The sequence below is a fragment of the Streptomyces iconiensis genome (assembly GCF_028657195.3).
Classification (GTDB): Bacteria; Actinomycetota; Actinomycetes; order Streptomycetales; family Streptomycetaceae; genus Streptomyces; species Streptomyces iconiensis.
Genome location: NZ_JANCPR020000077.1, coordinates 1 through 21459, shown reverse-complemented (window position 1 = coordinate 21459; position 21459 = coordinate 1). Strand labels below are relative to the sequence as shown.

Annotated in this window: 16 protein-coding genes and 2 pseudogenes; 9 read left to right on the top strand and 9 right to left on the bottom strand. The window is 69.2% G+C overall.

The annotated features are described in order from the left end of the window. Window positions 1–114: 114 nt before the first annotated feature. The 8 genes from NMN56_RS40880 to NMN56_RS40845 all read right to left on the bottom strand — a co-directional run bounded on the left by NMN56_RS40880 (window position 115) and on the right by NMN56_RS40845 (window position 11628). Window positions 115–1188, bottom strand: a complete 1074-nt coding sequence (locus NMN56_RS40880) for an ABC transporter ATP-binding protein (protein ID WP_274040875.1) — start codon at window positions 1186–1188, stop codon at window positions 115–117. Then, a complete protein-coding gene (locus NMN56_RS40875; RefSeq protein WP_430542837.1) occupies window positions 1181–2212 on the bottom strand; it encodes an ABC transporter ATP-binding protein in 1032 nt (343 codons plus the stop codon). The genes NMN56_RS40880 and NMN56_RS40875 overlap by 8 nt, the downstream gene beginning before the upstream one ends. Continuing rightward, window positions 2175–3113 (bottom strand): ABC transporter permease, encoded by a 939-nt coding sequence (locus NMN56_RS40870; RefSeq protein ID WP_274040877.1) that lies wholly within the window; start codon window positions 3111–3113, stop codon window positions 2175–2177. The genes NMN56_RS40875 and NMN56_RS40870 overlap by 38 nt, the downstream gene beginning before the upstream one ends. Continuing rightward, window positions 3106–4035 (bottom strand): ABC transporter permease, encoded by a 930-nt coding sequence (locus NMN56_RS40865; protein ID WP_274040878.1) that lies wholly within the window; start codon window positions 4033–4035, stop codon window positions 3106–3108. The genes NMN56_RS40870 and NMN56_RS40865 overlap by 8 nt, the downstream gene beginning before the upstream one ends. Window positions 4036–4128: 93 nt before the next feature. Further along, window positions 4129–5742, bottom strand: a complete 1614-nt coding sequence (locus NMN56_RS40860; protein ID WP_274040879.1) for a peptide ABC transporter substrate-binding protein — start codon at window positions 5740–5742, stop codon at window positions 4129–4131. A gap of 580 nt (window positions 5743–6322) precedes the next feature. After that, window positions 6323–8245, bottom strand: coding sequence for a translational GTPase TypA (typA, locus tag NMN56_RS40855; protein WP_274040880.1), 1923 nt, complete (start codon window positions 8243–8245; stop codon window positions 6323–6325). A gap of 260 nt (window positions 8246–8505) precedes the next feature. Further along, window positions 8506–10806: an ABC transporter family substrate-binding protein gene (locus NMN56_RS40850; RefSeq protein ID WP_274040881.1), complete on the bottom strand. Its 2301-nt coding sequence runs from the start codon at window positions 10804–10806 to the stop codon at window positions 8506–8508. Between the two features lie 435 nt (window positions 10807–11241). Then, complete coding sequence (locus NMN56_RS40845) at window positions 11242–11628, bottom strand: nuclear transport factor 2 family protein (protein WP_274040882.1); 387 nt, start codon at window positions 11626–11628, stop codon at window positions 11242–11244. A 137-nt stretch (window positions 11629–11765) separates the two neighbouring features. Here NMN56_RS40845 and NMN56_RS40840 point away from each other — a divergent pair, with 137 nt between their 5' ends. The 9 genes and pseudogenes from NMN56_RS40840 to NMN56_RS40800 form a co-directional block, all read left to right on the top strand. Continuing rightward, on the top strand, window positions 11766–12506 hold the full coding sequence (locus tag NMN56_RS40840) for a metallophosphoesterase family protein (RefSeq protein WP_274040883.1): 741 nt from the start codon (window positions 11766–11768) through the stop codon (window positions 12504–12506). 377 nt (window positions 12507–12883) lie between these two features. Beyond that, on the top strand, window positions 12884–14182 hold the full coding sequence (locus tag NMN56_RS40835; protein ID WP_274040884.1) for an urea ABC transporter substrate-binding protein: 1299 nt from the start codon (window positions 12884–12886) through the stop codon (window positions 14180–14182). Continuing rightward, entirely contained in the window at window positions 14179–15024 is an 846-nt protein-coding gene (locus NMN56_RS40830; protein ID WP_274040885.1) for a bestrophin-like domain, read from the top strand. The genes NMN56_RS40835 and NMN56_RS40830 overlap by 4 nt, the downstream gene beginning before the upstream one ends. Window positions 15025–15029: 5 nt before the next feature. Beyond that, window positions 15030–15728, top strand: a complete 699-nt coding sequence (locus tag NMN56_RS40825; RefSeq protein ID WP_274040886.1) for an EF-hand domain-containing protein — start codon at window positions 15030–15032, stop codon at window positions 15726–15728. Between the two features lie 140 nt (window positions 15729–15868). Continuing rightward, window positions 15869–16165, top strand: a complete 297-nt coding sequence (locus NMN56_RS40820) for a hypothetical protein (RefSeq protein ID WP_274040887.1) — start codon at window positions 15869–15871, stop codon at window positions 16163–16165. A 53-nt stretch (window positions 16166–16218) separates the two neighbouring features. Further along, the gene (locus tag NMN56_RS40815) at window positions 16219–17052 is read left to right on the top strand and encodes a hypothetical protein (protein WP_274040888.1); all 834 of its coding nucleotides are present in this window, start codon (window positions 16219–16221) and stop codon (window positions 17050–17052) included. Window positions 17053–17083: 31 nt separating this feature from the next. Beyond that, window positions 17084–19090, top strand: a complete 2007-nt coding sequence (locus tag NMN56_RS40810) for a fumarate reductase/succinate dehydrogenase flavoprotein subunit (RefSeq protein WP_274040889.1) — start codon at window positions 17084–17086, stop codon at window positions 19088–19090. Next, window positions 19087–19878, top strand: coding sequence for a succinate dehydrogenase/fumarate reductase iron-sulfur subunit (locus tag NMN56_RS40805; protein WP_274040890.1), 792 nt, complete (start codon window positions 19087–19089; stop codon window positions 19876–19878). The genes NMN56_RS40810 and NMN56_RS40805 overlap by 4 nt, the downstream gene beginning before the upstream one ends. A 110-nt stretch (window positions 19879–19988) precedes the next feature. Then, window positions 19989–20336 (top strand): annotated as a pseudogene (locus NMN56_RS40800) (LuxR C-terminal-related transcriptional regulator); the annotation flags it as partial. 213 nt (window positions 20337–20549) lie between these two features. On the opposite strand, the pseudogene NMN56_RS43490 reads toward NMN56_RS40800, so the two are convergent. Then, a pseudogene (locus NMN56_RS43490) lies at window positions 20550–20765 on the bottom strand (phosphatase PAP2 family protein); the annotation flags it as partial. Window positions 20766–21459: the final 694 nt, after the last annotated feature.

The window sequence follows — 21459 nt, the reverse complement described above, 5'->3', positions numbered from 1 at the left end:
ACATAACACCGTTTACACCCATATAACTGGTTAACCTGCCCGGGATTCCCCGGGGAGACCCCGATTGGCGGCCCACCCGGTCGGGCGGTAGCCCGCCCGACCTGACGGCCCGGTTCAGGCCACGACCACGGCGGCCCTCTCCTCGGCGAAGTGGCAGGCCGACGCGTGCGCTGCGCCCGTTCCCGCGGCCTCGAACACCTTGGGAACAGCCAGCAGCGGTGTCTCCTCCGCGCACCGTGCCTCGGCCTTCCAGCACCGGGTGCGGAAGCGGCAACCGGAGGGCGGGTTGGCCGGCGAGGGCACGTCACCCTCCAGCACGATCCGCTCGCGCCCCTCGCGTATCTCGGGGTCGGGCACGGGCACGGCCGACAGCAGCGCCTGCGTGTACGGGTGCGTGGGGTGCTCGTAGATCTGTTCGTCGGTGCCGATCTCGGCCATCTTGCCGAGGTACATCACGCCGACCCGGTCGGAGATGTGCCGGACGATGGACAGGTCGTGCGCGATGAACATGTAGGAGAGCCCGAACTCGTCCTGCAGCTGTTCCATCAGGTTCACCACCTGCGCCTGCACCGACACGTCCAGCGCCGAGACCGGCTCGTCCGCCACGATGATCTCCGGCCGCAGAGCCAGCCCGCGCGCGATACCGATGCGCTGCCGCTGGCCGCCGCTGAACTGGTGCGGGTAGCGGTTGATGTACTCGGGGTTCAGCCCGACCACGTCCAGGAGTTCCTGCACCCTGCGCCGCCGGTCGCCCTTGGGTGCCACCTCGGGATGGATGTCGAACGGTTCGCCGATGATGTCGCCGACCGTCATCCGCGGGTTGAGCGAGGTGTACGGGTCCTGGAAGACCATCTGGATGTTGCGCCGCACCTCGCGCAGCGCCCGTCCGGAGAGGCGGGTGATGTCCTCGCCCTTGTACTTGATGGTCCCGGCGGTCGGCCGCTCCAGGTTCATCAGCAGCTTGGCGACGGTGGACTTGCCGCAGCCCGACTCGCCGACGATGCCCAGCGTCTCGCCCGGGTAGAGGTCGAACGAGATGCCGTCGACGGCCTTGACCGCGCCCACCTGCCGCTTGAGGAGGACGCCCTTGCTGAGCGGGAAGTGCTTGACCAGGTCCCGCACCTCCAGGATCGGCTCGCGCTTCCCCTCCGACCCGTTCTTCCTGCTCTGCTCCGACTGCTCAGTCACCGAGGGTCTCCTTCCAGAAGTGGCAGGCGCTGCCGCGTCCCGCGCCGACCTCGGCGAGCGGAGGCAGTTCGCTGCGGCAGATGTCCTGCGCCGCGGGGCAGCGCGGATGGAAGGCGCAGCCCTCGGGCACCCGGGACATGTTGGGGGGCAGGCCCTGGATCGCGTACAGCTCCCTGCCCTTCTGGTCCAGGCGCGGGATGGAGTCCAGCAGACCCCGCGTGTACGGGTGCGCGGGAGCCTTGTACAGCTCCTTGACCGGCGCGGTCTCCACGATGCGCCCGGCGTACATCACCGCGATCTTGTCCGCGACATCCGCGACGACACCGAGGTCATGGGTGATGAGGATCAGCCCCATGTTGAACTCGCGCTGGAGATCGGCGAGAAGCTCCATCACCTGCGCCTGCACGGTGACGTCCAGCGCCGTGGTCGGCTCGTCCGCGATGATCAGGTCCGGCTCCAGCGCCAGCGCCATCGCGATCATGATGCGCTGCCGCATACCGCCACTGAACTGGTGCGGGTAGTCCCTGACCCGGTCCTTGGCCGCGGGTATGTTGACCCGGTCCATCAGCTCGATGGACTTGGCCCTGGCCTCCTTGCGGGAGAGGCCCTGGTGCACGCGGAACATCTCACCGAGCTGGTAGCCCACGCTCAGCACCGGGTTCAGCGAGGACAGCGCGTCCTGGAAGATCATGGCGATCTTGGCGCCACGCAGCTTGCGCCGCTGCTCCTTGGACATCGTGAGCATGTCCTCGCCCTGGAAAAGGATCTCTCCCTTGGGGATGCGCCCGGGCGGCATGTCCAGGATGCCCATGATCGCCTGCGCCGTGACGGACTTGCCGGAACCCGACTCGCCCAGCACCGCCAGGGTCTCCCCGGCGTCCACGCTGTAGTTGACACCGTTGACGGCCTTCACGATGCCGTCGCGGGTGTGGAAATCGACGTGCAGGTCACGCACTTCGAGCAAGGTCATTGGTCGCGCGCCTCCCTCAACGGCTCTTCGGATCGAGGGCGTTGCGGACCGCATCGCCGAGCATGATGAACGCCAGCACGGTGATGGACACCATGATGGCCGGGGATATCAGAACGTGCGGCGCCGTCCGCAGGGCGTCCTTGCCCGAGGAGACGTCGATGCCCCAGGAGACCGTCGGGTCGGCGAGGCCGATACCGAGGTACGAGAGCGTCGCCTCGGCACCGATGTAGCCGCCCAGCGCCGTGGTGGCGATGACGATGACCGGCGCCAGCGCGTTGGGCACGATGTGCCGGAACATGATGCGGGACGTGCTCGCGCCCAGGGACTTCGCGGCGTGCACGTAGTCGGCCTGCTTGACCGTGATGACGGCGCCGCGCGCGACACGCGCGATCTGGGTCCAGCCGAGGAAGATCAGGGCCGCGCTGACGACCCACACCTTGCGCTCCGCGAACGAGGTCAGCACGACCATGGCGCCGAGCAGGAAGGGGATGCCCTGGAAGATGTCGGTGACCCGGGACAGCAGGCTGTCGAGCCAGCCGCCGAAGTACCCGGCGACCAGGCCGACGATGCCGCCCAGGATGGTGACGACCAGGGTCACGACCACGCCGACAGTGACAGAGGCGCGGGCCCCGTAGACCATGCGGGCCCACACCGAGCGGCCCTGGCCGTCGTAGCCGAACCAGTCGGGCGCGAAGAAGTGGCCGTAGTTGGGCTCGCCCTGGAAGTGCTTGGTCAGGTCGGCGTCGATGGGGGACGCCGAGGTGAACAGTCCGGGGAAGAAGACCATCGCCAGCAGCAGCACGATCAGCACGGCCGAGATGATGAAGAGCGGTTTGCGCCGCAGGTCGCGCCAGGCGTCGGACCAGAGGCTGCGCCCCTTGGGCGACTGGCCGGGTGCCGGTTCCTGGTTCTTCCCCAGGACGACGGGCGCGGGCGCGGTGGCGGTCTCAGGCATAACGGATCCTCGGGTCCAGGACCGCGTAGAGCAGGTCGACGATGAGGCTGGCGACGAGGTAGACGATGACGATCAGCGTGACAATGCCGACGACCGTCGAACCCTCGCGACGGTTCAGGGCCTCGAAGATCGCGTTACCGATGCCCTGGACGTTGAAGATGCCCTCCGTGACGACCGCGCCCGCCATGAGCGAACCGACGTCGGTACCGAGGAAGGTCACCACAGGTATGAGCGAGTTGCGCAGCAGGTGCACACCCACCACCCGGCGATGCGGCAGCCCTTTGGCGACCGCGGTGCGGATGTAGTCGGCGCGGAGGTTCTCCGCGACGGACGTGCGGGTGAGACGCGTGACGTACGCGAGCGAGAGGCCGGCGAGCACGATCGCGGGAAGCAGCAGCTGCCCCCACGCCTCGGAGTCCTGGACGGTCGGTGTCACCCAGCCGAGCTTGAAGGCGAACAGGTACTGGAAGAGGAAGCCGAGCACGAAGCTGGGTACCGAGATCAGCAGCAGCGTGAAGAACAGCACCACGCGGTCGAGCGCCTTGTCGGCACGGAGCCCGGCGATCAGGCCGAGCAGGACGCCGGCGACAACGGTGAAGACGAAGGCGAAGATCGTGAGCCGGAGGGTCACGGGGAACGCCTGCGCGATGACATCGGCGACGGGTCTCTGGCTGGCGATCTGCGTACCGAAGTCACCCTGGAACAGGCCCGTGAGGTAGTTCCAGTACTGGTGCCACAGGGGCAGGTCCAGCCCGAGCTGGTGTTTGAGTGCCGCGATCTGCGCCGGGTCGGCCGACTGTTCGCCCCACAGGGCGCGCACGGGGTCGCCGGGGAGGACGTACATCATGCAGAAGATCAGCAGGGTTGACCCGATGAAGACCGGGATCATCTGGAGCAGTCGCCGCGCGACATAGCGCCCCATGGTGCCTCCGTGAGTGGGTGACGGTGACGGTGAGCGCGGGGACCGCCGCCCGTGTGAGGGTGCGGCGGTCCCGTGCGCGCACTGCGCGCGGACTTACTTGACGGTGACGTCCGTCATGACGACGTCGCCACGGAAGTCGATCTTGACGTTGTCGACAGCGTCGGTGTGCACGACGTTGGCCGCGTAGTCCCACAGCGGGATGGACGGCATCTTCTTGACGAGCTCGCGCTCGGCGGCCTGGTAGTCCTTGACGGTCGCGTCGAGGTCGGTTGCCTTGTCGCCCTTACGGAACAGCTCGTCGATCTTCGGGTCCTTGAACCCGCCGTAGTTGGCCTGGGCCTTGGAGTCGAAGAGTTCCTTGAGGAAGTTGACGTTCAGCGGGTAGTCGGCCACCCAGCCACCGCGGTAGAAGGACTTGACCTGCTTGGCATCACGCGCGTCCAGCTCGGTCTGGAAGTCCGGCTTGGAGTCGCCGACGCACTCGACGCCGGTCGCCTTGCGGATGGAGGCGCAGACCGCGGTCACCCACTCCTTGTGCCCACCGTCGGCGTTGAACTGGATGGCGACCTTGTTGCCCGGGACGCCGCCACCCTCCTTGATCAGCTTCTTCGCCTTCGACGGGTTGTAGTCGAAGATGTCGGTGTCGAGCTTCTGGTAGCCCTTGACCATTTCCGGCATGAAGCCGGTGGCCGGGACGCGGCTGCCCTGGAGCACCGTCTTGGTGATCGACTTACGGTCGATCGCCATCGACAGGCCCTGGAGGACCTTCGGGTCCACGTCCTTGAAGCTCTTGGAGTAGAACGCCGGGGTGATCTGCTGCGTCGCGGCGAAGGGCTCGTCGAGCGCACGGTCACCGAAGTCGGACTTGCGCTTGGCGAGGTCCTTCGGCGCGACCTGGGGGCTGATGTCCAGGTTCTTGGAGAGCACGTCCTGGTAGGACGCCTCGTAGCCGGAGTACGCCTTGAACTGGACGCCCTTGTTCTTGGGCTTGTTGTCGCCCTTGTAGCCCTTCCACGCCTTGACCTGGACGAGCTTCTTGTGGGTCCACTTCTCGAACTCGTACGGGCCATTGCCGACCGGCTTCTGGCCGTAGCCCTTCGGGTCCTTGAAGAAGCCCTTGGGCAGCGGGGTCCAGGTGTAGTAGCCCAGCTTCTCCTTGAAGTAGGAGACGGGGTGCGTCAGCTCGATGGTGAAGGTGTGGTCGTCGACCTTCTTCAGGCCGGACATGGCGTCCTTCTTGGCCTTCCCCTTCTCGGGGTGAACGTCGTCGTAGCCCTTGATGTCGCTGAACCAGTAGCTGTTCTGCTGGTTGTTGGCGATGTTGGCGTACCAGTTCCAGGCGTCGATGTACGAGTCGGACGTGACGTCCTCGCCGTTGTGGAACTTCCAGCCCTTCTTGAGCTTGACCGTCCAGGTCTTCGAGTCCTTGCTGGTGACGGACTCGGCGTTCGCGTTCTCCAGCTTGCCCTCAGGGGTGTACTTCACCAGCCCGGTGAAGAGCGAGTTGATCGCGTAGGCACCCTGGGTCTCGTTCGTGTTGCCCGGGACGAGGGGCTTCTGGGGCTCGTTCACATTGATCGACACATAGCCCTCGGGCTTGCCCGCCGCCGACGAGCCGCCGGAGCCGGAGCCCCCGCCGCACGCGGTGGCGGCCATGGCCACGGTCGCCGCCAGGGCGGCCCACTTCACACTTCTCGATCCACGCATGGGCGTCCTCCTCCAGGAGTCATTCACCAAGGGAGAGGGGGCGGTGCAGCGCCGACAGCCTCGTCGAACTTCGCACACGCCCCCATGCTCGCGGAGTCGGCGCCCTCTATACGGTGCGTGACCCATTAACCCGAGCTTTAGGTCACCACTATCGACCCATTCGCCCTCCGTGAACCAGAGATCCAGGATCTCGGTTTGGTTACACCCACCTTTATTTGTTCGCTGAGCGGGCATGAACGCGCACCAAACGGTAAGAATCCGGACTTTCTGCAAGCCACTCACACCGTTATCCGGACGCCCCCACAACGCAGTAGGGGCCGCATCCCAAGGATGCGACCCCTACTGCGAGTTGAGTCACCCAACTACTGTCCGCTACCCCCGAGCCCCGAAAGGGGGCGCGGGGAACTGCGCGACCAGCCCCGCACGGCCCGCAGTTCACCCACGACCGTCACCCCCACGCACCCCACGGGCACACAGCGGCAGGCGGCCGACAACGACAGGCGACAGGCGGCGGCACCCCGCCCCCACGGAACACAAGGAACCGAACCGCACAGGGGCGAGGCACGCACAGCGCGCAGCGTCACCGCTTGGCGCGCGCCGTAGCGCGACCCCGCTCCTTCATGTCCAGGGTGACCTTGCGGATGCGAATGGTCTCCGGCGTGACCTCGATGCACTCGTCCTCGCGGCAGAACTCCAGCGACTGCTCCAGCGAGAGCTTGCGCGGCGGTACGAGGTTCTCCGTCGTATCGGCAGCCGCAGCCCGCATGTTGGTCATCTTCTTTTCCTTGGTGATGTTGACATCCATGTCGTCGGCGCGGGAGTTCTCGCCGACCAGCATGCCCTCGTACACCTCGGTACCCGGCTCGATGAAGATCGTGCCGCGCTCCTGAAGATTCATCATCGCGAACGGCGTCGCCTTGCCCGCCCTGTCGGCGACCAGCGAGCCGCTGCGCCGCGTCCGCAGATCGCCGAACCACGGCTCGTGGCCCTCGAAGAGGGAGTGCGCGATGCCCGTGCCCCGGGTGTCCGTCAGGAACTCGGTACGGAAGCCGATCAGGCCACGCGCCGGCACGAGCCACTCCATGCGGATCCAGCCCGAACCGTGGTTGACCATGGTCTCCATGCGGCCCTTGCGCGAGGCCATGAGCTGCGTGATCGCGCCCAGGTGCTCCTCGGGCGCGTCGATGGTCATCCGCTCGACCGGCTCGTGCAGCTTGCCGTCGATCTCCCGGGTGACGACCTCCGGCTTGCCGACGGTCAGCTCGAAGCCTTCGCGGCGCATCGTCTCGACCAGAATGGCCAGCGCCAGCTCACCGCGACCCTGCACCTCCCAGGTGTCGGGGCGCTCGGTCGGCAGCACGCGCAGCGAGACGTTACCGACCAGCTCGCGCTCCAGCCGCTCCTTGACCAGCCGGGCCGTGACCTTGTGGCCCTTGCCGCCCTTGCCGACGAGCGGCGACTGGTTCGTGCCGATCGTCATCGAGATGGCCGGCTCGTCCACCGTGATCAGCGGGAGCGCGACCGGGTTCTCGGGGTCGGCGAGCGTCTCGCCGATCATGATGTCGGGGATGCCCGCCACCGCGCAGATGTCGCCGGGGCCGGCCTTCTCCGCGGGCTTGCGGGTGAGCGCCTCGGTCATCATCAGCTCGCTGATGCGTACGTTCTGGATCGTGCCGTCGCGCTTCATCCAGGCCACGGTCTGGCCCTTCTTCAGCTCGCCCGCCTCGACGCGCAGCAGTGCGATACGGCCCAGGAAGTTGTCGGCGTCCAGGTTGGTGACGTGCGCCTGGAGGGGAGCGCCCTGCACGTACTCGGGCGCGGGCACTGTCTCCAGGAGCGTGGTGAAGAACGGCTCCACGCTGTCGCTGTCCGTCGGGACCTCGCCGTCCGCCGGCTGCTTGAGCGAGGCGATGCCGTCGCGGGCGCAGGCGTAGACGATCGGGAACTCGATCTGCTCCTCGTCGGCGTCCAGGTCCAGGAACAGGTCGTACGTCTCGTCGACGACCTCCGAGATCCGTGCGTCGGGCCGGTCCGTCTTGTTGATGCACAGGATCACGGGCAGCCGTGCGTCAAGGGCCTTGCGGAGCACGAAACGGGTCTGGGGCAGCGGTCCCTCGGACGCGTCGACCAGCAGCACCACCGCGTCCACCATCGACAGACCGCGCTCGACCTCGCCGCCGAAGTCGGCGTGGCCGGGGGTGTCGATGATGTTGATCGTGACCGCCCCGCCGTCCTTGGGGAGGTACTTGATCGCGGTGTTCTTCGCGAGAATGGTGATGCCCTTCTCGCGCTCCAGATCGTTGGAGTCCATCATCCGGTCGTCGACGGATTCGAGCTGGTGGGCCGCGAAGGCGCCCGCCTGCTTGAGCATGGCGTCGACCAGAGTCGTCTTGCCATGGTCGACGTGAGCGACGATGGCGACGTTACGGATGTCGTCGCGGGTCAAGGGGGCCTGTGCGGAGCTCTGACCATCGGGGGTGGTGGTCGGGTGACGGGTGGGCATGCTGGGGCGCTTCTCCCGGGTTGACGGTTGGGGCGGGCGGTGACCCGAACCGGTCTGCGCCGCCCCCATGCCGGGCTGATCTCGCCGCGGCCTCGTCAACCATCGTACGGGCCCGTCGGCGACACGGCCGCCGCGGGCGCCCGGACGAACCGGACGGGCAGGTGGAACGGGCCCGTCCGGTTCCCCTCCCCTTCAGACCCTCACCGGGCTCCCACCAGGGCCCCCACCAGGACCTCCGCCAGGCCCCCTCCCGTCCTCCATCAGGACTTCTGGAAGCCGATGTCCTGGTAGCGGGGGGTGGCGAAGCCGAAGGCGCCGGCGTTGGCGAGCGAGTTCTTGGCCACAACGGTCTGCGGCCTCTGGTAGAGCGGCAGGGACCCCGCCACCGCCCAGATCCGCGCGTCCGCCTTCTCCACCAGTTCCCCGCGCCGCCCGTCGTCCAGCTCACCGGCTGCCTGCTCGAAGAGCTGGTCGATCTGGTCGGTGCCCACCCGCGCGTAGTTCTGCTCGACGAGCAGCGACCCGTCGGCCGCGGGAGACGGCTTGGCGAAGATGGGCCGCCCGTCGGTCGCCGGGTAGGCCGACGCGGGCCAGGAGTAGAGCGCCAGGTCGTACTCGCCCGCCGCGACGTGGTCCTTGAAGTAGCTCGCGTTCGGCACTTCCTTGATCTGTGTACGGATGCCGACGCCGTTGAGCATCTCCGCGATCCGCTCCCCCGTCGCCCTGAGCGACTCCGACCCAGGCCCGCCGGGAAGCACGAATCTGAGCGCGAGCGGCTTGCCGTTCTTGCTGCGTACGGGGGTGGCGGTGCCGCCGGACAGCAGGCGCAGCTCGCCGGCCTTCGCCCGTACCTCCTCGGCCACGGCGAGCGCGGCGCGCGCCTGGCGCAGCTCGCTCCGGGAATCGTTCTCGCGGGCCTCCGCGATCTCCAGGTGCGCCGCCTGCGCGAGCAGCGCTCCGCGCTGGACACCGGCGGACGCCGTCAGGCTGAGGGGCTTGTCGGTGACGCGGGCGATCTGGGCCGGAGTGAGCGGAACCACGGCCGCCTCGGCCTCGACACGGTGGGGCGCGCGTGCTCCCGCGTCCGGCGAGTGACCCTTGCGGGGCGGTTCCTCGGGGCCGCCGTGCGCCCGGCGCTCGGAACCGGCCTCACGCTTCCCCCGCTCCCCGCTCTTCTCGCCCTTCGCCTCCCTCTCGTCCTTCTGGCCCTTGTGACCTGGCCGTGCCGGGCCCGGCTGTGCGAAGGCGCCGCCGCTCTTCCAGTCGGCGTCGGCGAGCAGGGACTGTGCGGCGTCCACGTCTCCCCCGCCCACGGCGCCGCTGTTGTCCTTGTAGCCGTCCTGGCCCGCCATCCTCAGGTGGTTGCCGAGCGGCTCGGCGGGGAGCCCCGTACTGTCGAGCGCCTGCTTGGCCAGCTCGCCGCGGTCGAGGGCGCCGGCAACGGCCCGGCGCACGCGCTCGTCGGCGAGAGGGCCGCTGGAACCGTTGAGAGTGAGCTGTGTGTAGGCGGGGTCGAGGGCCTTGCGTACGCCGTACCCCTTCTTGACGGCGTCCTGGCCTTCCTCCTTGGCCGCCACCTTCCTCCCGAAGTGCTCCCAGGACTTCTTCTCCGCCTTCTTGCCGGATGTGGCCTTCTTCACGGCGGACGGGTCCACGTCGGCGAGGTCCAGCTTGCCCTTGGCGAGCGCCGCCGCCCGCTCGTCGCGGGGTACGGCCTTGAGCTGGATGCGCTTCAGCTTCGCGCGCTCGCCGCGCCAGTGCGGGTCACGTTCCAGGGTGGTGGTGCCGCTCTTCTTGTCGATCTTCGCAACGCGGAAGGGCCCGGCCGAGGCGGGGAGCCGGGTGCGGGCACCGTCGTTGAAGGCGTCCGGGCTGCTCATGACCTGCTTCGGGTAGAGCGGCGTGAACAGGGAACGCCAGTCCGCGTACGGCTTGGCGAAGACGACCTTCACCTCGCGCGGGCCCTCGCCCCTGGTGATCTTCGAGATCCGCTCGTATCCGGCGTTACGCGCCGTCCAGTACGCGCTGTTCTTGCCGCGCAGCGCCTTCCACTGGGCCCGGAAGTCGGCGGGGCCCACGCGGCGCCCGTCGCTCCAGCGCGCCTTGGGGCCGAGCTTGTAGACCACGGTCTGGCGAGGCTCGGTCTCGGTGATCTCGGCGCCGCGCAGGTAGTCCTGGTTGAGCTGCGGTGCACCCTGCTTGTCCAGCGTGAACAGGGAGGGAAGCGTGGCCTCCGCGACCCGCTCGGTCGCCTCGCCCGCGTCGGGCTGGAACGTGTTGAGCGTGGTGGGCGCCGCGTCGACGGCCCAGCGCAGCGTGCCTCCGGACGACACCTGGTTCCGCTCGGCGGGCCGTACATCGCCCGTCGCGTCGTGCTGCGCGCCGCCGCCCGAGTCCCCCGAGGCCGAGCCGGACGCGGCGAGCGGAAGCGGAAGCAGTACCCCCACGGTGAGGGCCGCCGCGCAGCGCCGCGCTGCGGCTCCGCTGAGGGACCACCAGGCTGATGCGGCTGGTCTGGCTGATTCGGCTGGTGCGGCTGATTCGGCTGGGACGGCTCGCATGCTGAAACCTCCGGGGCTGGCCGCGCGCCCGCGTACGTCCACTATCAGCGGCTTTGGCGGCTCATCACATCTTTCGGCCCACTGAAGGCGAGCCCGCCCCACGCACGCCGCAGACACGGCGCACCGCCCCCGCACGCCACTCGTGCGGAGCACACCCGCTGGGGCCCACACGTGGGGCCAGCGGACTCCCGGCTACGGAGGGCTACGGGGACTCCCGGGCGACGCGGAGGCTCCGGCCTTCCCGACTCCGGGGCTACGGGGCTACGGGGTCCCCGACTCCGGGCGGCCCCTGACTCCCGGGCCTGCCCGGGGCCCCCAGACTCCGACGCCGAGTCCCGCGCCCTGGCGCCGTCGGGACCCTGGCGCCGTCGGGTCTCCGGGACTCTGGCGCCGTCGGGACCCCTGGCACCGTCCGGGCGGCCCTCCCGCCCTCGCTCAGATCGGCTCCGTGAACTTGGTGCGCCACTCGGGCGGGTGTTCGCCGCCGAGGTCCGTCCAGTACTCGCGGCCCGCCGTGATGCGGCCCTCGCTGACCGTCCAGAAGGATGCCGCGCGGAAGACGCCGAACTCCGTGTGGGGCACCTCGACCTCGGAGGCGACCTGCTCGCTGTCCTCGCCTCCGGCGAGGACCCGCAGGACGCGTATGGACCAGCCTTCCGGATACTCGCTCTGTATCGCGACGAAGTTGTCCCGCCCCACGATGCGTTCGCCGCTGACGGGCCACTCGATGACCGCGTCCTCCGCCATCAGCCCACCCACCGCACCCCAGTCCCGGGCCTCGATGCGGTCCCACAGTTTCGCCACCACGTCCACAGGTCTCATGCGGGGAGTGTGCCAGCCGCCACTGACAACCGGAGCCGGCCGGTCCGGGCCGGGCGGAGACGCTGTTGTCAGGGTTGCCGGGAGGCGGCAACGACCAGGCGGCGGAATGGAGTTCGACCGGCTGTAGGTTCGAACGCATGGTGAGACGTGTCGCGGTTCTGGCTGATGTTCACGGGGTCCTTCCCGCGCTGGAGGCCGTACTGGGAGAGCCCGAGGTCCGGGAGGCCGAACGGGTCGTACTGGCGGGCGACTTGGCCGCAGGGCCGCTGCCGGTGGAGACGCTGGATCTGCTGGCGACGCTGGGCGAGCGGGCCGTGTGGATCAAGGGGAACGGGGACCGGGAGCTGGTCGAGGGGAAGCCCTCGGGAGACGCGGTGACGGACTGGGCGGCGACACAACTGCGCCCGGACCAGCGGGAGTTGCTGGCGACGCTGCCCCCTTCCGCCGAGTTGGAGGTCGCCGGACTGGGACGCGTTCTGTTCTGCCATGCGACACCGCGTGACGATGCGGAGTTCGTGCTGGTCGACTCCTCGGCCGAGCGCTGGGCCGAGGTGTTGGCGGGGGTCGACACGGGGGTCGGCACGGTGGTGTGCGGGCACACGCATATGCCGTTCGTACGGACGGTCCACGGCCGTACGGTCGTCAACCCGGGCAGCGTCGGCATGCCGTACGGGCAGCCCGGTGCGCACTGGGCCCTGCTCGGGCCCGGCGTCGAACTGCGCCGCACCCGCTACGACTTCCGGGCCGCACGCGCGCGCGTGAGCGCCGACTCGCGGTACCCGGACGCACATGCGTGGGCCGAGACCTACCTCGCCGATACGGACATAGTTACGGCCGAGCAGGCGACAGCGGTGTTCGGGAGGGCGGAGGGCCGCTGAGAGCGCCCACTGAGCGGGGTCACTGAGCGGGACGCCGCTCACAGGCCGGCGGCGGTCGGCGAAGTGACCGGTCGAGTTCGAGACGCCCTTCGAGACGCCCTCCGAAGCACCCTCTTCTCTCATGTTCCGCGAGAAAGGGAAATCGGCCATTCCGGGGAAGCCAAGGCATAGTTCCCGGCATTTCACTCATTCGGGCCGCAAAACGGAGATCCATGGACTTGGCGTATGGGGTTCGTGGATGCTTCACGGCAAGGTCGCGAAGTACAGCGGGGTGGAATGCGTGAGGAGGATGTGATGTGCGGGTTCAGCGTTGATGTCGGCGCCTCGCACGGGAATTGGCGGCATCCCGGGTGAGGCCCACGGTAAAAGAGCGCGGCATGATCGCGCTCATGACGCTCGCGGTGCTCACCTATGTGCTGCTGGTTTCGGCGGTGACGCCGGCCGACCCGCGGCCGAGACCACCGTTGAGGGTGGGGGTCCTGCACTCGCACACCGGCAGACTGGCCGGGGCCGAGAAGCCGCTGCACCACGCGACGGTGATGGCGATCAACGAGATCAACGCGAAGGGCGGGCTGCTGGGCCGCGAGATCGTACCGGTTCTGGCGGACGGCAGGTCCCGGGGCAAGGTCTTCGCTCAGGAGACAAAGAGGCTGCTGGCCAGCGGCGGCGTCCGGACGATCTTCGGTGGTTACGAGTCGGCCGCACGCCGCAGCATGATCCCCGTGGTGGAGCGCGACGGCGGCCTGCTCGTCTACCCCGCGGTCTACGAGGGCGGCGAGACCTCGCGCCGGGTGATCTACACGGGCGCTACGCCGAACCAGTACATCACCCCGGCCGTCCAGTGGTTCCTGGACAACGGAGCGCGTTCCTTCTTCCTCGTCGGCTCCGACTACATCTATCCCCGCGTCTCCCTCGCGCTTGTGCATTCCCAACTCAGCTCCTCCGGTGGGCGGGTGACAGGCGAGGAGTATCTGCCGCCCGGTTCGGAAAACGTGAAGGAAACGGTGCGCAGAATCCGGAAGACCGAACCTGATGTGATCGTATCGGCGCTCGCGGGCGACACCAACGGGCCTTTCTTCTCGGCGCTCAGGGGCGGCGGGCGCGACGCACAGCGTATTCCCACGCTCAATCTCGTGGCGGACGAATGGGAGTTGCGTTCGCAGGAGGCGCGCAGGAAATCGGGGGCGTTCGTGGCGGGCGACTATGTCGCGGCGAACTATTTCGAATCGCTGCCCGACGCGGCCAACACCCGCTTCGTCAGGGAGTTCAAGCGCCGTTACGGGGCGGCGCACGTCTCCGACACCGTCGCGGCGGCCTACACCGGTGTCCACCTGTGGGCGCGCGCCGTGCGCGCGGCGGGCGACACCTCTCCCGAGGCCGTGCTCCGCTCCGTGCGCGGCGCCTCCGTCAAGGCGCCCGGCGGCACCGTCTACGCCGACAGGCAGAACCGGCACCTGTGGAAGCGCGCCCGGGTGGGCCGTATCCGGCTGGACGGCAGGATCGAGCCCGTCTGGTCGTCCGAGGCCGTCATCCGCCCCGCCCCCTACAGCCCGTACCGCAGCAAACAGGAGTGGGACAGCCTCGTCAGCTACCTGTATCAGGGGTGGGGGCGACGCTGGGCCCGGCCGCCCGGGGGCAGCCAACTGCCCCTGGAATCACGCCCCGGCGCCCCGTGAAGCACCATCGCCTGTGGGTCCACTGGACCGTGCTCCTGGGCTCCTGCGCGGGGCTCGTCGTGGTCCGGCTGTCCGAACTGCCCGCCGTGGTCGCCTGCCTGCTGCTGGTCGCCGCTGCCGTGCTGATGGTCAACGCGGGTCTGCCGCTGGCCAGGCACGGGGTACGCCATGTCGTCGCCGAGCAGAACAGCGCCGTACAGGCCGCCGTCTTCGCGATCGTCGGTTCGCTCTACGCCACCCTGGTCCACTTCTCCGTCGTGGTGGTCTGGGACGGCTATTCGCGGGCCGACACGCTCGTCGCGCAGGAGGCCAACGCGCTGGCCGACCTGGAACGGCTGTCCCACGGCTTCTCCGGGCCCGTACACCGGCAGGTGCGGGAGGCGACACTGACCTACGCCGGGATCGTGATCAACGACGAGTGGCACGCCATGGCGCACCGGGGCTCCGAGCCCCAGGCCCAGGCGGCGCTGGCCGAGCTGTGGACCATCTACACCAGCATGGGGCCGGACGACAGGGAGAACGCCCTGTACGGGCCCTCCATCGAACGCCTCAGCCGGCTCGACGAGAGCCGCCGCCAGCGGCTGCACGCGAGCGTGCGGGACGTTCCGGCCGTCGTCTGGCTGATGTTCTACTGCGGCGGCGTGCTGGCCGTCGTCATGGTGTTCTTCTTCGGCGTACGCCGTGACTGGCTCCAGCGGATCATCGTCTCCGTGCTCGCGGGCGTCGTCGCGCTCTCGGTCTTCCTGGTCACCTCCTTCGAGGAGCCGTTCAGCGGCGACGCGGCCATCAGGCCCGACGCCTTCGTGACCGTGCAGTACCACCTGCGGTCCCAGGAGAGGTGAGCCCCGTGTCACCGCCCGTATGGCCCTTCCGCCGCCGCGGCCCCAACGGCCGGACCCCCGGCTCCCGTACGCCACCGGCCGCGCCCACCGGGCCGGAACCGCTGGATCCGCTGCTGCGCTGGAAGCTGGACCGCTGGTTCGACTGCCTGGTCGACGCGCCCTCGGGCACCGGGCGGCGCAGCACGCCGGTGCGGCTCACCTTCCGTGACTACGAGCTGGCCGCCACCCGCGTCGCGCGCGCCTTCCGGCACCGCCCGGGCAGCCGCGAGCACAGGAGACTGCTGGCGTGCCTGCGCAAGCTGTGGCGGCTGCACGACAGGGAGGGTACGGGCGCGCTGGACCGGGAGGCGTTCGCCGCCTGCGTCGCACGGGCGCTGCGCCGTGAGCGGCGCTCGCTGGTGGCCGCGGTCAACTCGCTGTGCTGCGCCATGGTCGACATCGCGGACGTGGACGGCGACAGCCTGCTGTCCGAGCGCGAGTACCGGGCGTTGCTGGCCGCGGGCTTCCGGCTCGACTCGGAGCACGATCTGCGGACCGCCTACCGCACGCTGGACCGCGACAACAGCGGGACGCTGGAGCACAACGAGGTGCACGAGGCGTTCGTCGAGTTCTTCACCAGCACCGACCCCGATTCGCCCGGCAACTGGCTGCTCGGCGGCCCCCGTCCGCCGCACGGTGGCCGCGGGGGGCCGTACGGGTCATGAGCCGTCGCCCTGCCGCACGCCGAATGGTCCGTACGAGCGGAAAGGCGCTACGCACCCTTCACAAGCGGGAGTGTGGCGCGTAACACTCGCCACGCGCATGGACCACGCCAGCCGCCACCACCCGCGGAGGTGGGCAACTCATGTCTCTGCACGATGAACTGACGGCCACTCAGCGCTGTCTCGACGATCTCGCGCGCAGTGTCAGCCGCTTGGAGGAACGAATCGGCACGGGACTGGAGATCCGCAGGGTGCGGAGCGACACCGAGCACCTCAAGGAGTCGCTCTCCCTCCTCAGGGCCGCCACGCCACAGGAGGCTCCCGAGCCGCGCGTCGAGATGGTGACCATCCCGGACCAGCCGTACGACTCCGGACTGTGGACGGCCGCCAGTGACATGGACGACGAGGGGCTGGGCGCAAAGGACCGGCACGCGCCCTGAGCACGGCCGGTGGGTCCGCAACCCCTGATCTGTCGCCTCTTCCGGAGAAACCGTTGGCCACTGGCACCGAACCCCAACTGAACACGGGCCCGCAGCCCGGTGGCGTACGCGGTAGCACGCGTGCCGCCATCACCGAGCCGCACCTGCGCAAGGACCGCTGGTGGCTCGCGCCTGCGGCGACGGCGCTGGGGCTGCTCGCGTTCGTCGTCTACTCATCCTGGCGCGCGTTCGCGAACACCGACTACTACCAGGCGCCCTACGTCTCGCCGTTCTACTCCCCGTGTCTCGCGGACAACTGCGAGACCATGAAGGGCGGCCCCAACTGGGCGCTGTTCGGGGACTGGTGGGGCCTGTCGCCCGCGCTGATCATTCTGATCTTCCCGCTGGGCTTCCGCCTCACCTGCTACTACTACCGCAAGGCTTACTACAGGGGCTTCTGGGCCTCTCCCCCGGCCTGCGCCGTCGCCGAGCCGCACAAGAAGTACACCGGTGAGACCCGCTTCCCGCTGATCCTGCAGAACATCCACAGGTACTTCTTCTACGCGGCGATGCTCGTCGCGGTGATCCTCACCTGGGACACCCTGCTCGGCTTCAGGGACGAGCACTACGAGTGGGGCCACATGGGCCTCGGCACGCTGGTCTTCCTGGTCAACATCGTGCTGATCTGGGCGTACACCCTCTCCTGCCACTCCTGCCGGCACATCATCGGCGGGCGGCTGAAGCACTTCTCCAAGCACCCCGTGCGCTACCGCATGTGGGGCTGGGTCGGAAAGCTCAACGAGCGGCACATGCTGCTCGCCTGGGCCTCGTTGATCAGCGTCGCTCTCGCGGACTTCTACGTCTACCTGCTGGCGACCGGCGCCTTCACCGACCCGCGGCTCTTCTGAGCCCGCTTCTTCCGAGAGGGATGTACGAGACATGACGCAAGTCGAACGCCAGCAGTGGGACGTGGTCATCATCGGCGCCGGCGGGGCCGGACTGCGGGCCGCCATCGAGGCGCGCGAGCAGGGGCTGCGTACCGCCGTCATCTGCAAGTCGCTCTTCGGCAAGGCCCATACGGTGATGGCCGAGGGCGGCATCGCGGCCAGCATGGGCAACGCCAACGAGGCCGACAACTGGCAGGTCCACTTCCGCGACACCATGCGCGGCGGAAAGTTCCTCAACCAGTGGCGCATGGCCGAACTGCACGCCCGTGAGGCCCCCGACCGGGTGTGGGAACTGGAGACATGGGGCGCGCTCTTCGACCGTACGAAGGACGGCCGGATCTCCCAGCGCAACTTCGGCGGCCACGAGTACCCGCGCCTCGCACACGTCGGCGACCGTACGGGGCTCGAACTGATCCGCACGCTCCAGCAGAAGGTCGTGGCGCTCCAGCAGGCCGACCACAAGGAGACGGGCGACTACGAGTCCCGTATCAAGGTCTTCCAGGAGTGCACCGTCACCCGCATCCTCACGGCTCCCGGCGACGGCCCGGCCGCTGACGGCGAGAAGACGGGCACCGACGGGAAGACGGGCAGCGGGAAGGCGGGCGGCGACAGGGTCAGCGGTGCCTTCTGCTACGAGCGTGAGACCGGCCGCTTCTTCGTCATGGAGGCGCCCTCCGTCGTCCTGGCGACCGGTGGCATCGGCAAGTCGTTCAAGGTGACCTCCAACTCCTGGGAGTACACGGGTGACGGACACGCGCTGGCGCTGCTGGCCGGGGCCTCGCTGATCAACATGGAGTTCGTGCAGTTCCACCCGACCGGCATGGTCTGGCCGCCCTCCGTCAAGGGCATCCTGGTCACCGAGTCGGTGCGCGGGGACGGCGGGGTGCTGCGCAACTCCGAGGGCAAGCGCTTCATGTTCGACTACGTGCCGGACGTCTTCAAGGAGAAGTACGCGGAGTCCGAGCAGGAGGCCGACGGCTGGTACGAGGACCCCGAGCACAACCGCCGCCCACCCGAGCTGCTGCCGCGCGACGAGGTGGCCCGCGCCATCAACTCCGAGGTCAAGGCCGGACGCGGTACCCCGCACGGCGGTGTCTACCTCGACGTCTCGACCCGGATGCCCGCCGAGGTGATCAAACGCCGGCTGCCGTCCATGCACCACCAGTTCAGGGAGCTGGCCGATGTGGACATCACGGCAGAACCCATGGAGGTCGGACCCACCTGCCACTACGTGATGGGCGGCGTTGACGTCGACTCGGACACGGCGGCGGCAGCGGGGGTGCCCGGGCTCTTCGCCGCGGGCGAGGTGGCCGGCGGCATGCACGGTTCCAACAGGCTCGGCGGCAACTCGCTCTCCGACCTGCTGGTGTTCGGCCGGCGTGCCGGGCTGTACGCGGCCGAGTACGCGCGCGAGAACGGCGAGAGCCGCCCGGCCGTGAGCGAGGAGCAGATCGCGGCTGCGGCCGAGGAGGCGCTGCGCCCGTTCAGCGCCGGGACAGCCGAAGCCGCCGCTGCGGGAGCGGGGGACGGCCCGGCCGAGAACCCGTACACGCTCCACCAGGAGCTGCAGCAGGCGATGAACGACCTCGTGGGGATCATCCGCCGCGAGGACGAGATGGCCCAGGCCCTCACCCGGCTCGCCGGGCTGCGGGAGCGCGCGGCGCGCGCCGGGGTCGAGGGCCACAGGCAGTTCAACCCCGGCTGGCACCTGGCGCTCGACCTGCGCAACATGCTCCTGGTCAGCGAGTGCGTGGCCCGCGCGGCGCTGAACCGTACGGAGTCGCGCGGTGGCCACACCCGGGACGACTACCCGGACATGGACCGCGAGTGGCGCAGGGCGAACCTCGTCTGCGGCCTGGCCGCACCCCCGGACGACGAAACGGGCCGGATCAGCCTGCGGCGGCGCACGATGCCCGCGATCCGGGGCGACCTCCTCGAACTCTTCGAGAAGGAGGAGTTGATCAAGTACCTGACCGACGAGGAGCTGACGGCAGAATGACACCGGCGACGGACACGGACACGACGAGCTACGACGCGCACTTCAAGGTCTGGCGCGGCGACCTGGACGGCGGGGACCTTGAGGACTTCACCGTCGAGGTGAACGAGGGCGAGGTCGTCCTCGACATCATCCACCGCCTCCAGGCCACCCAGGTTCCCGACCTCGCGGTGCGCTGGAACTGCAAGGCGGGCAAGTGCGGTTCGTGCAGCGCGGAGATCAACGGGCGACCGAGGCTGCTGTGCATGACGCGGATGTCCACCTTCGAGCGGACCGACGTCATCACCGTCACACCGCTGCGGGCCTTCCCCGTCGTCAGGGACCTGGTGACCGACGTCGGCTTCAACTACGAGAAGGCGCGCGAGATCCCGTCGTTCGTGGCGCCCCAGGAACTCGGCCCCGGCGAGTACCGGATGCAGCAGGAGGACGTGGGCCGCTCGCAGGAGTTCCGCAAGTGCATCGAGTGCTTCCTGTGCCAGGACACCTGCCACGTGGTGCGCGACCACGAGGAGAACAAGCCCGCGTTCGCGGGGCCCCGCTTCCTGATGCGCATCGCCGAACTGGACATGCACCCCCTGGACGCCGCCGAGTCCGAAGGACTCGACCGCAAGACGACCGCACAGGACGACCACGGGCTCGGCTACTGCAACATCACCAAGTGCTGTACGGAGGTCTGCCCGGAGGGCATCAAGATCACGGACAATGCGCTGATTCCGCTCAAGGAGCGGGCAGCGGATCGTAAGTACGATCCGCTGGTGTGGCTCGGGAACGTGATCCGGCGCCGCTCCTGAGCCTCCGCCGTCCCTACGGGACCCGTTCCGCTTGCTGCGGGGCGGGTCCCGTTCCGTTCGCCGGGGGCGGGATCGAGGCGGTGGCGCTGCTGCGGGAGGCGGCGTCCAGGGGCGTGCGTGCCGTGGCCGAGGGGGCGGCCTGTCTGTCACCGAAAGTCGCGGCCCGAGTCGTCGCGCACCTCGCCGCCTCCGGCGTAGGGGCCGTGGCCGGGCGCCGTACCACCGCCCGCGAACGGGTCGGCACGCTCACCGTCAGGGAACGGGAAGTGCTGTCCTTCCTGGGTGCCGGGCTCTCCAACGGGCAGATCGCGCGGCGGCTGCGCGTGGTGGAAGGAACGGTCAAAGCCCATGTCAGCTCGATCCTGACCCGGCTGGGTGTGGACAACAGGGCCGCGGCTGCCGTCATGGCCCACGAGGCGGGGATCGTACCCGGCAGCGGGGCCGTGGGCAGGGGCTGAACGGGGGCCGCCCTGGGGCGCGTTCACCGTGAGGGCCATCGTGTGGCTGTCCTCGCCCGGCGTGTGCGCGGGCGCGGCGGGCTGGGCGTCTCCCCGCCTGCGCCGGCCGGGCCACAGCCGGGCGGCGGCACGCGCGGCGAGCGGGCCGAGCAGCAGCACCACGGCGGCGGAGACCGAGCCGCCGAGGAGGATGCCGGCGAGCACGTCGTGCGGGTAGTGGGCGCCGACGAGGACACGCAGCACTCCTCCCGCGACACCAAGGGGCAGCGCGATGGCCGCGATGCGGGGCCGTACGAGGACGAGGCCCATGGCCAGGCCCATGGCGAGGGTGGAGTGGTTGCTCGGGAACGACCAGTCGGCCGGGCCGGGACAGTCGATGATCGAGTCGACGCCCTTCAGTGCTCTGCACGGGCGTTCCTCGTCGGCCATCACCTTCAGGATCTCGCTGATCACGTAAGCCGTCACGGTGCCGACGCCCGCGAGGACGGCTCCGGCCGTACGGCGCGGGTCCCGCGCCCTGAAGCCGGACCACGCGACCCATACGAGCAGGAGCCCGAGGAGTACGAGGGTGCCCTCGGTGGCCAGCTCGAAGACGGAGGCCAGCCAGCTGGGCCCGTCGATCACCGCCTCGTTGACCGACCGGTACGCGGAGGCGGAGGCTCCGCCCGTGACGTGCACGGGGCGCTCGCCGCCGAATCCGCCGGGGAACAGCCAGCCGACTCCTACGGCGCCGATGGCCAGCGCGGTGAGGGCCGCTGTGGGGCGGGGCCGGTACTCCTGTCGCATTTCTTGTCGCATGGCGTCCAAACCTAAGTTGAACACCGCGCAAATCCCCAACCCGGAAGTCATGGTGGGCATGTGCCGTTCGTCAGGGTTGACGCCACGCCCCTCCCCTACCCGGGGCCCCTCCACGGGCCCCGACCCCTTTTCGGACCTGGCCCTCTGCGGGCCTGGGTCCCGTGCGGGCCCGTGCCCCCCTGTTGTTGTTCCTGTGCTTTGAAGCCAGTTTCCGTTCAACATGGGGGCTTCGCCCCCTGTCCCCCGTTGGCCTCGCCGGCCGGGCGTCGGGGGGCTCCGCCCCCCGGCAATCCCCCCGCCAAAAGGGGCTCCGCCCCCTCTGGAC

Bases quoted from the DNA above. Each gene is read 5' to 3' on its own strand.
- NMN56_RS40875 (WP_430542837.1), bottom strand. From the start codon at position 2,212: ATGCGGTCCGCAACGCCCTCGATCCGAAGAGCCGTTGAGGGAGGCGCG.
- NMN56_RS40870 (WP_274040877.1), bottom strand. From the start codon at position 3,113: ATGCCTGAGACCGCCACCGCGCCCGCGCCCGTCGTCCTGGGGAAGAAC.
- NMN56_RS40865 (WP_274040878.1), bottom strand. From the start codon at position 4,035: ATGGGGCGCTATGTCGCGCGGCGACTGCTCCAGATGATCCCGGTCTTC.
- NMN56_RS40860 (WP_274040879.1), bottom strand. From the start codon at position 5,742: ATGCGTGGATCGAGAAGTGTGAAGTGGGCCGCCCTGGCGGCGACCGTG.
- typA (WP_274040880.1), bottom strand. From the start codon at position 8,245: ATGCCCACCCGTCACCCGACCACCACCCCCGATGGTCAGAGCTCCGCA.
- NMN56_RS40850 (WP_274040881.1), bottom strand. From the start codon at position 10,806: ATGCGAGCCGTCCCAGCCGAATCAGCCGCACCAGCCGAATCAGCCAGA.
- NMN56_RS40845 (WP_274040882.1), bottom strand. From the start codon at position 11,628: ATGAGACCTGTGGACGTGGTGGCGAAACTGTGGGACCGCATCGAGGCC.
- NMN56_RS40840 (WP_274040883.1), top strand. From the start codon at position 11,766: ATGGTGAGACGTGTCGCGGTTCTGGCTGATGTTCACGGGGTCCTTCCC.
- NMN56_RS40835 (WP_274040884.1), top strand. From the start codon at position 12,884: ATGATCGCGCTCATGACGCTCGCGGTGCTCACCTATGTGCTGCTGGTT.
- NMN56_RS40820 (WP_274040887.1), top strand. From the start codon at position 15,869: ATGTCTCTGCACGATGAACTGACGGCCACTCAGCGCTGTCTCGACGAT.
- NMN56_RS40810 (WP_274040889.1), top strand. From the start codon at position 17,084: ATGACGCAAGTCGAACGCCAGCAGTGGGACGTGGTCATCATCGGCGCC.
- NMN56_RS40805 (WP_274040890.1), top strand. From the start codon at position 19,087: ATGACACCGGCGACGGACACGGACACGACGAGCTACGACGCGCACTTC.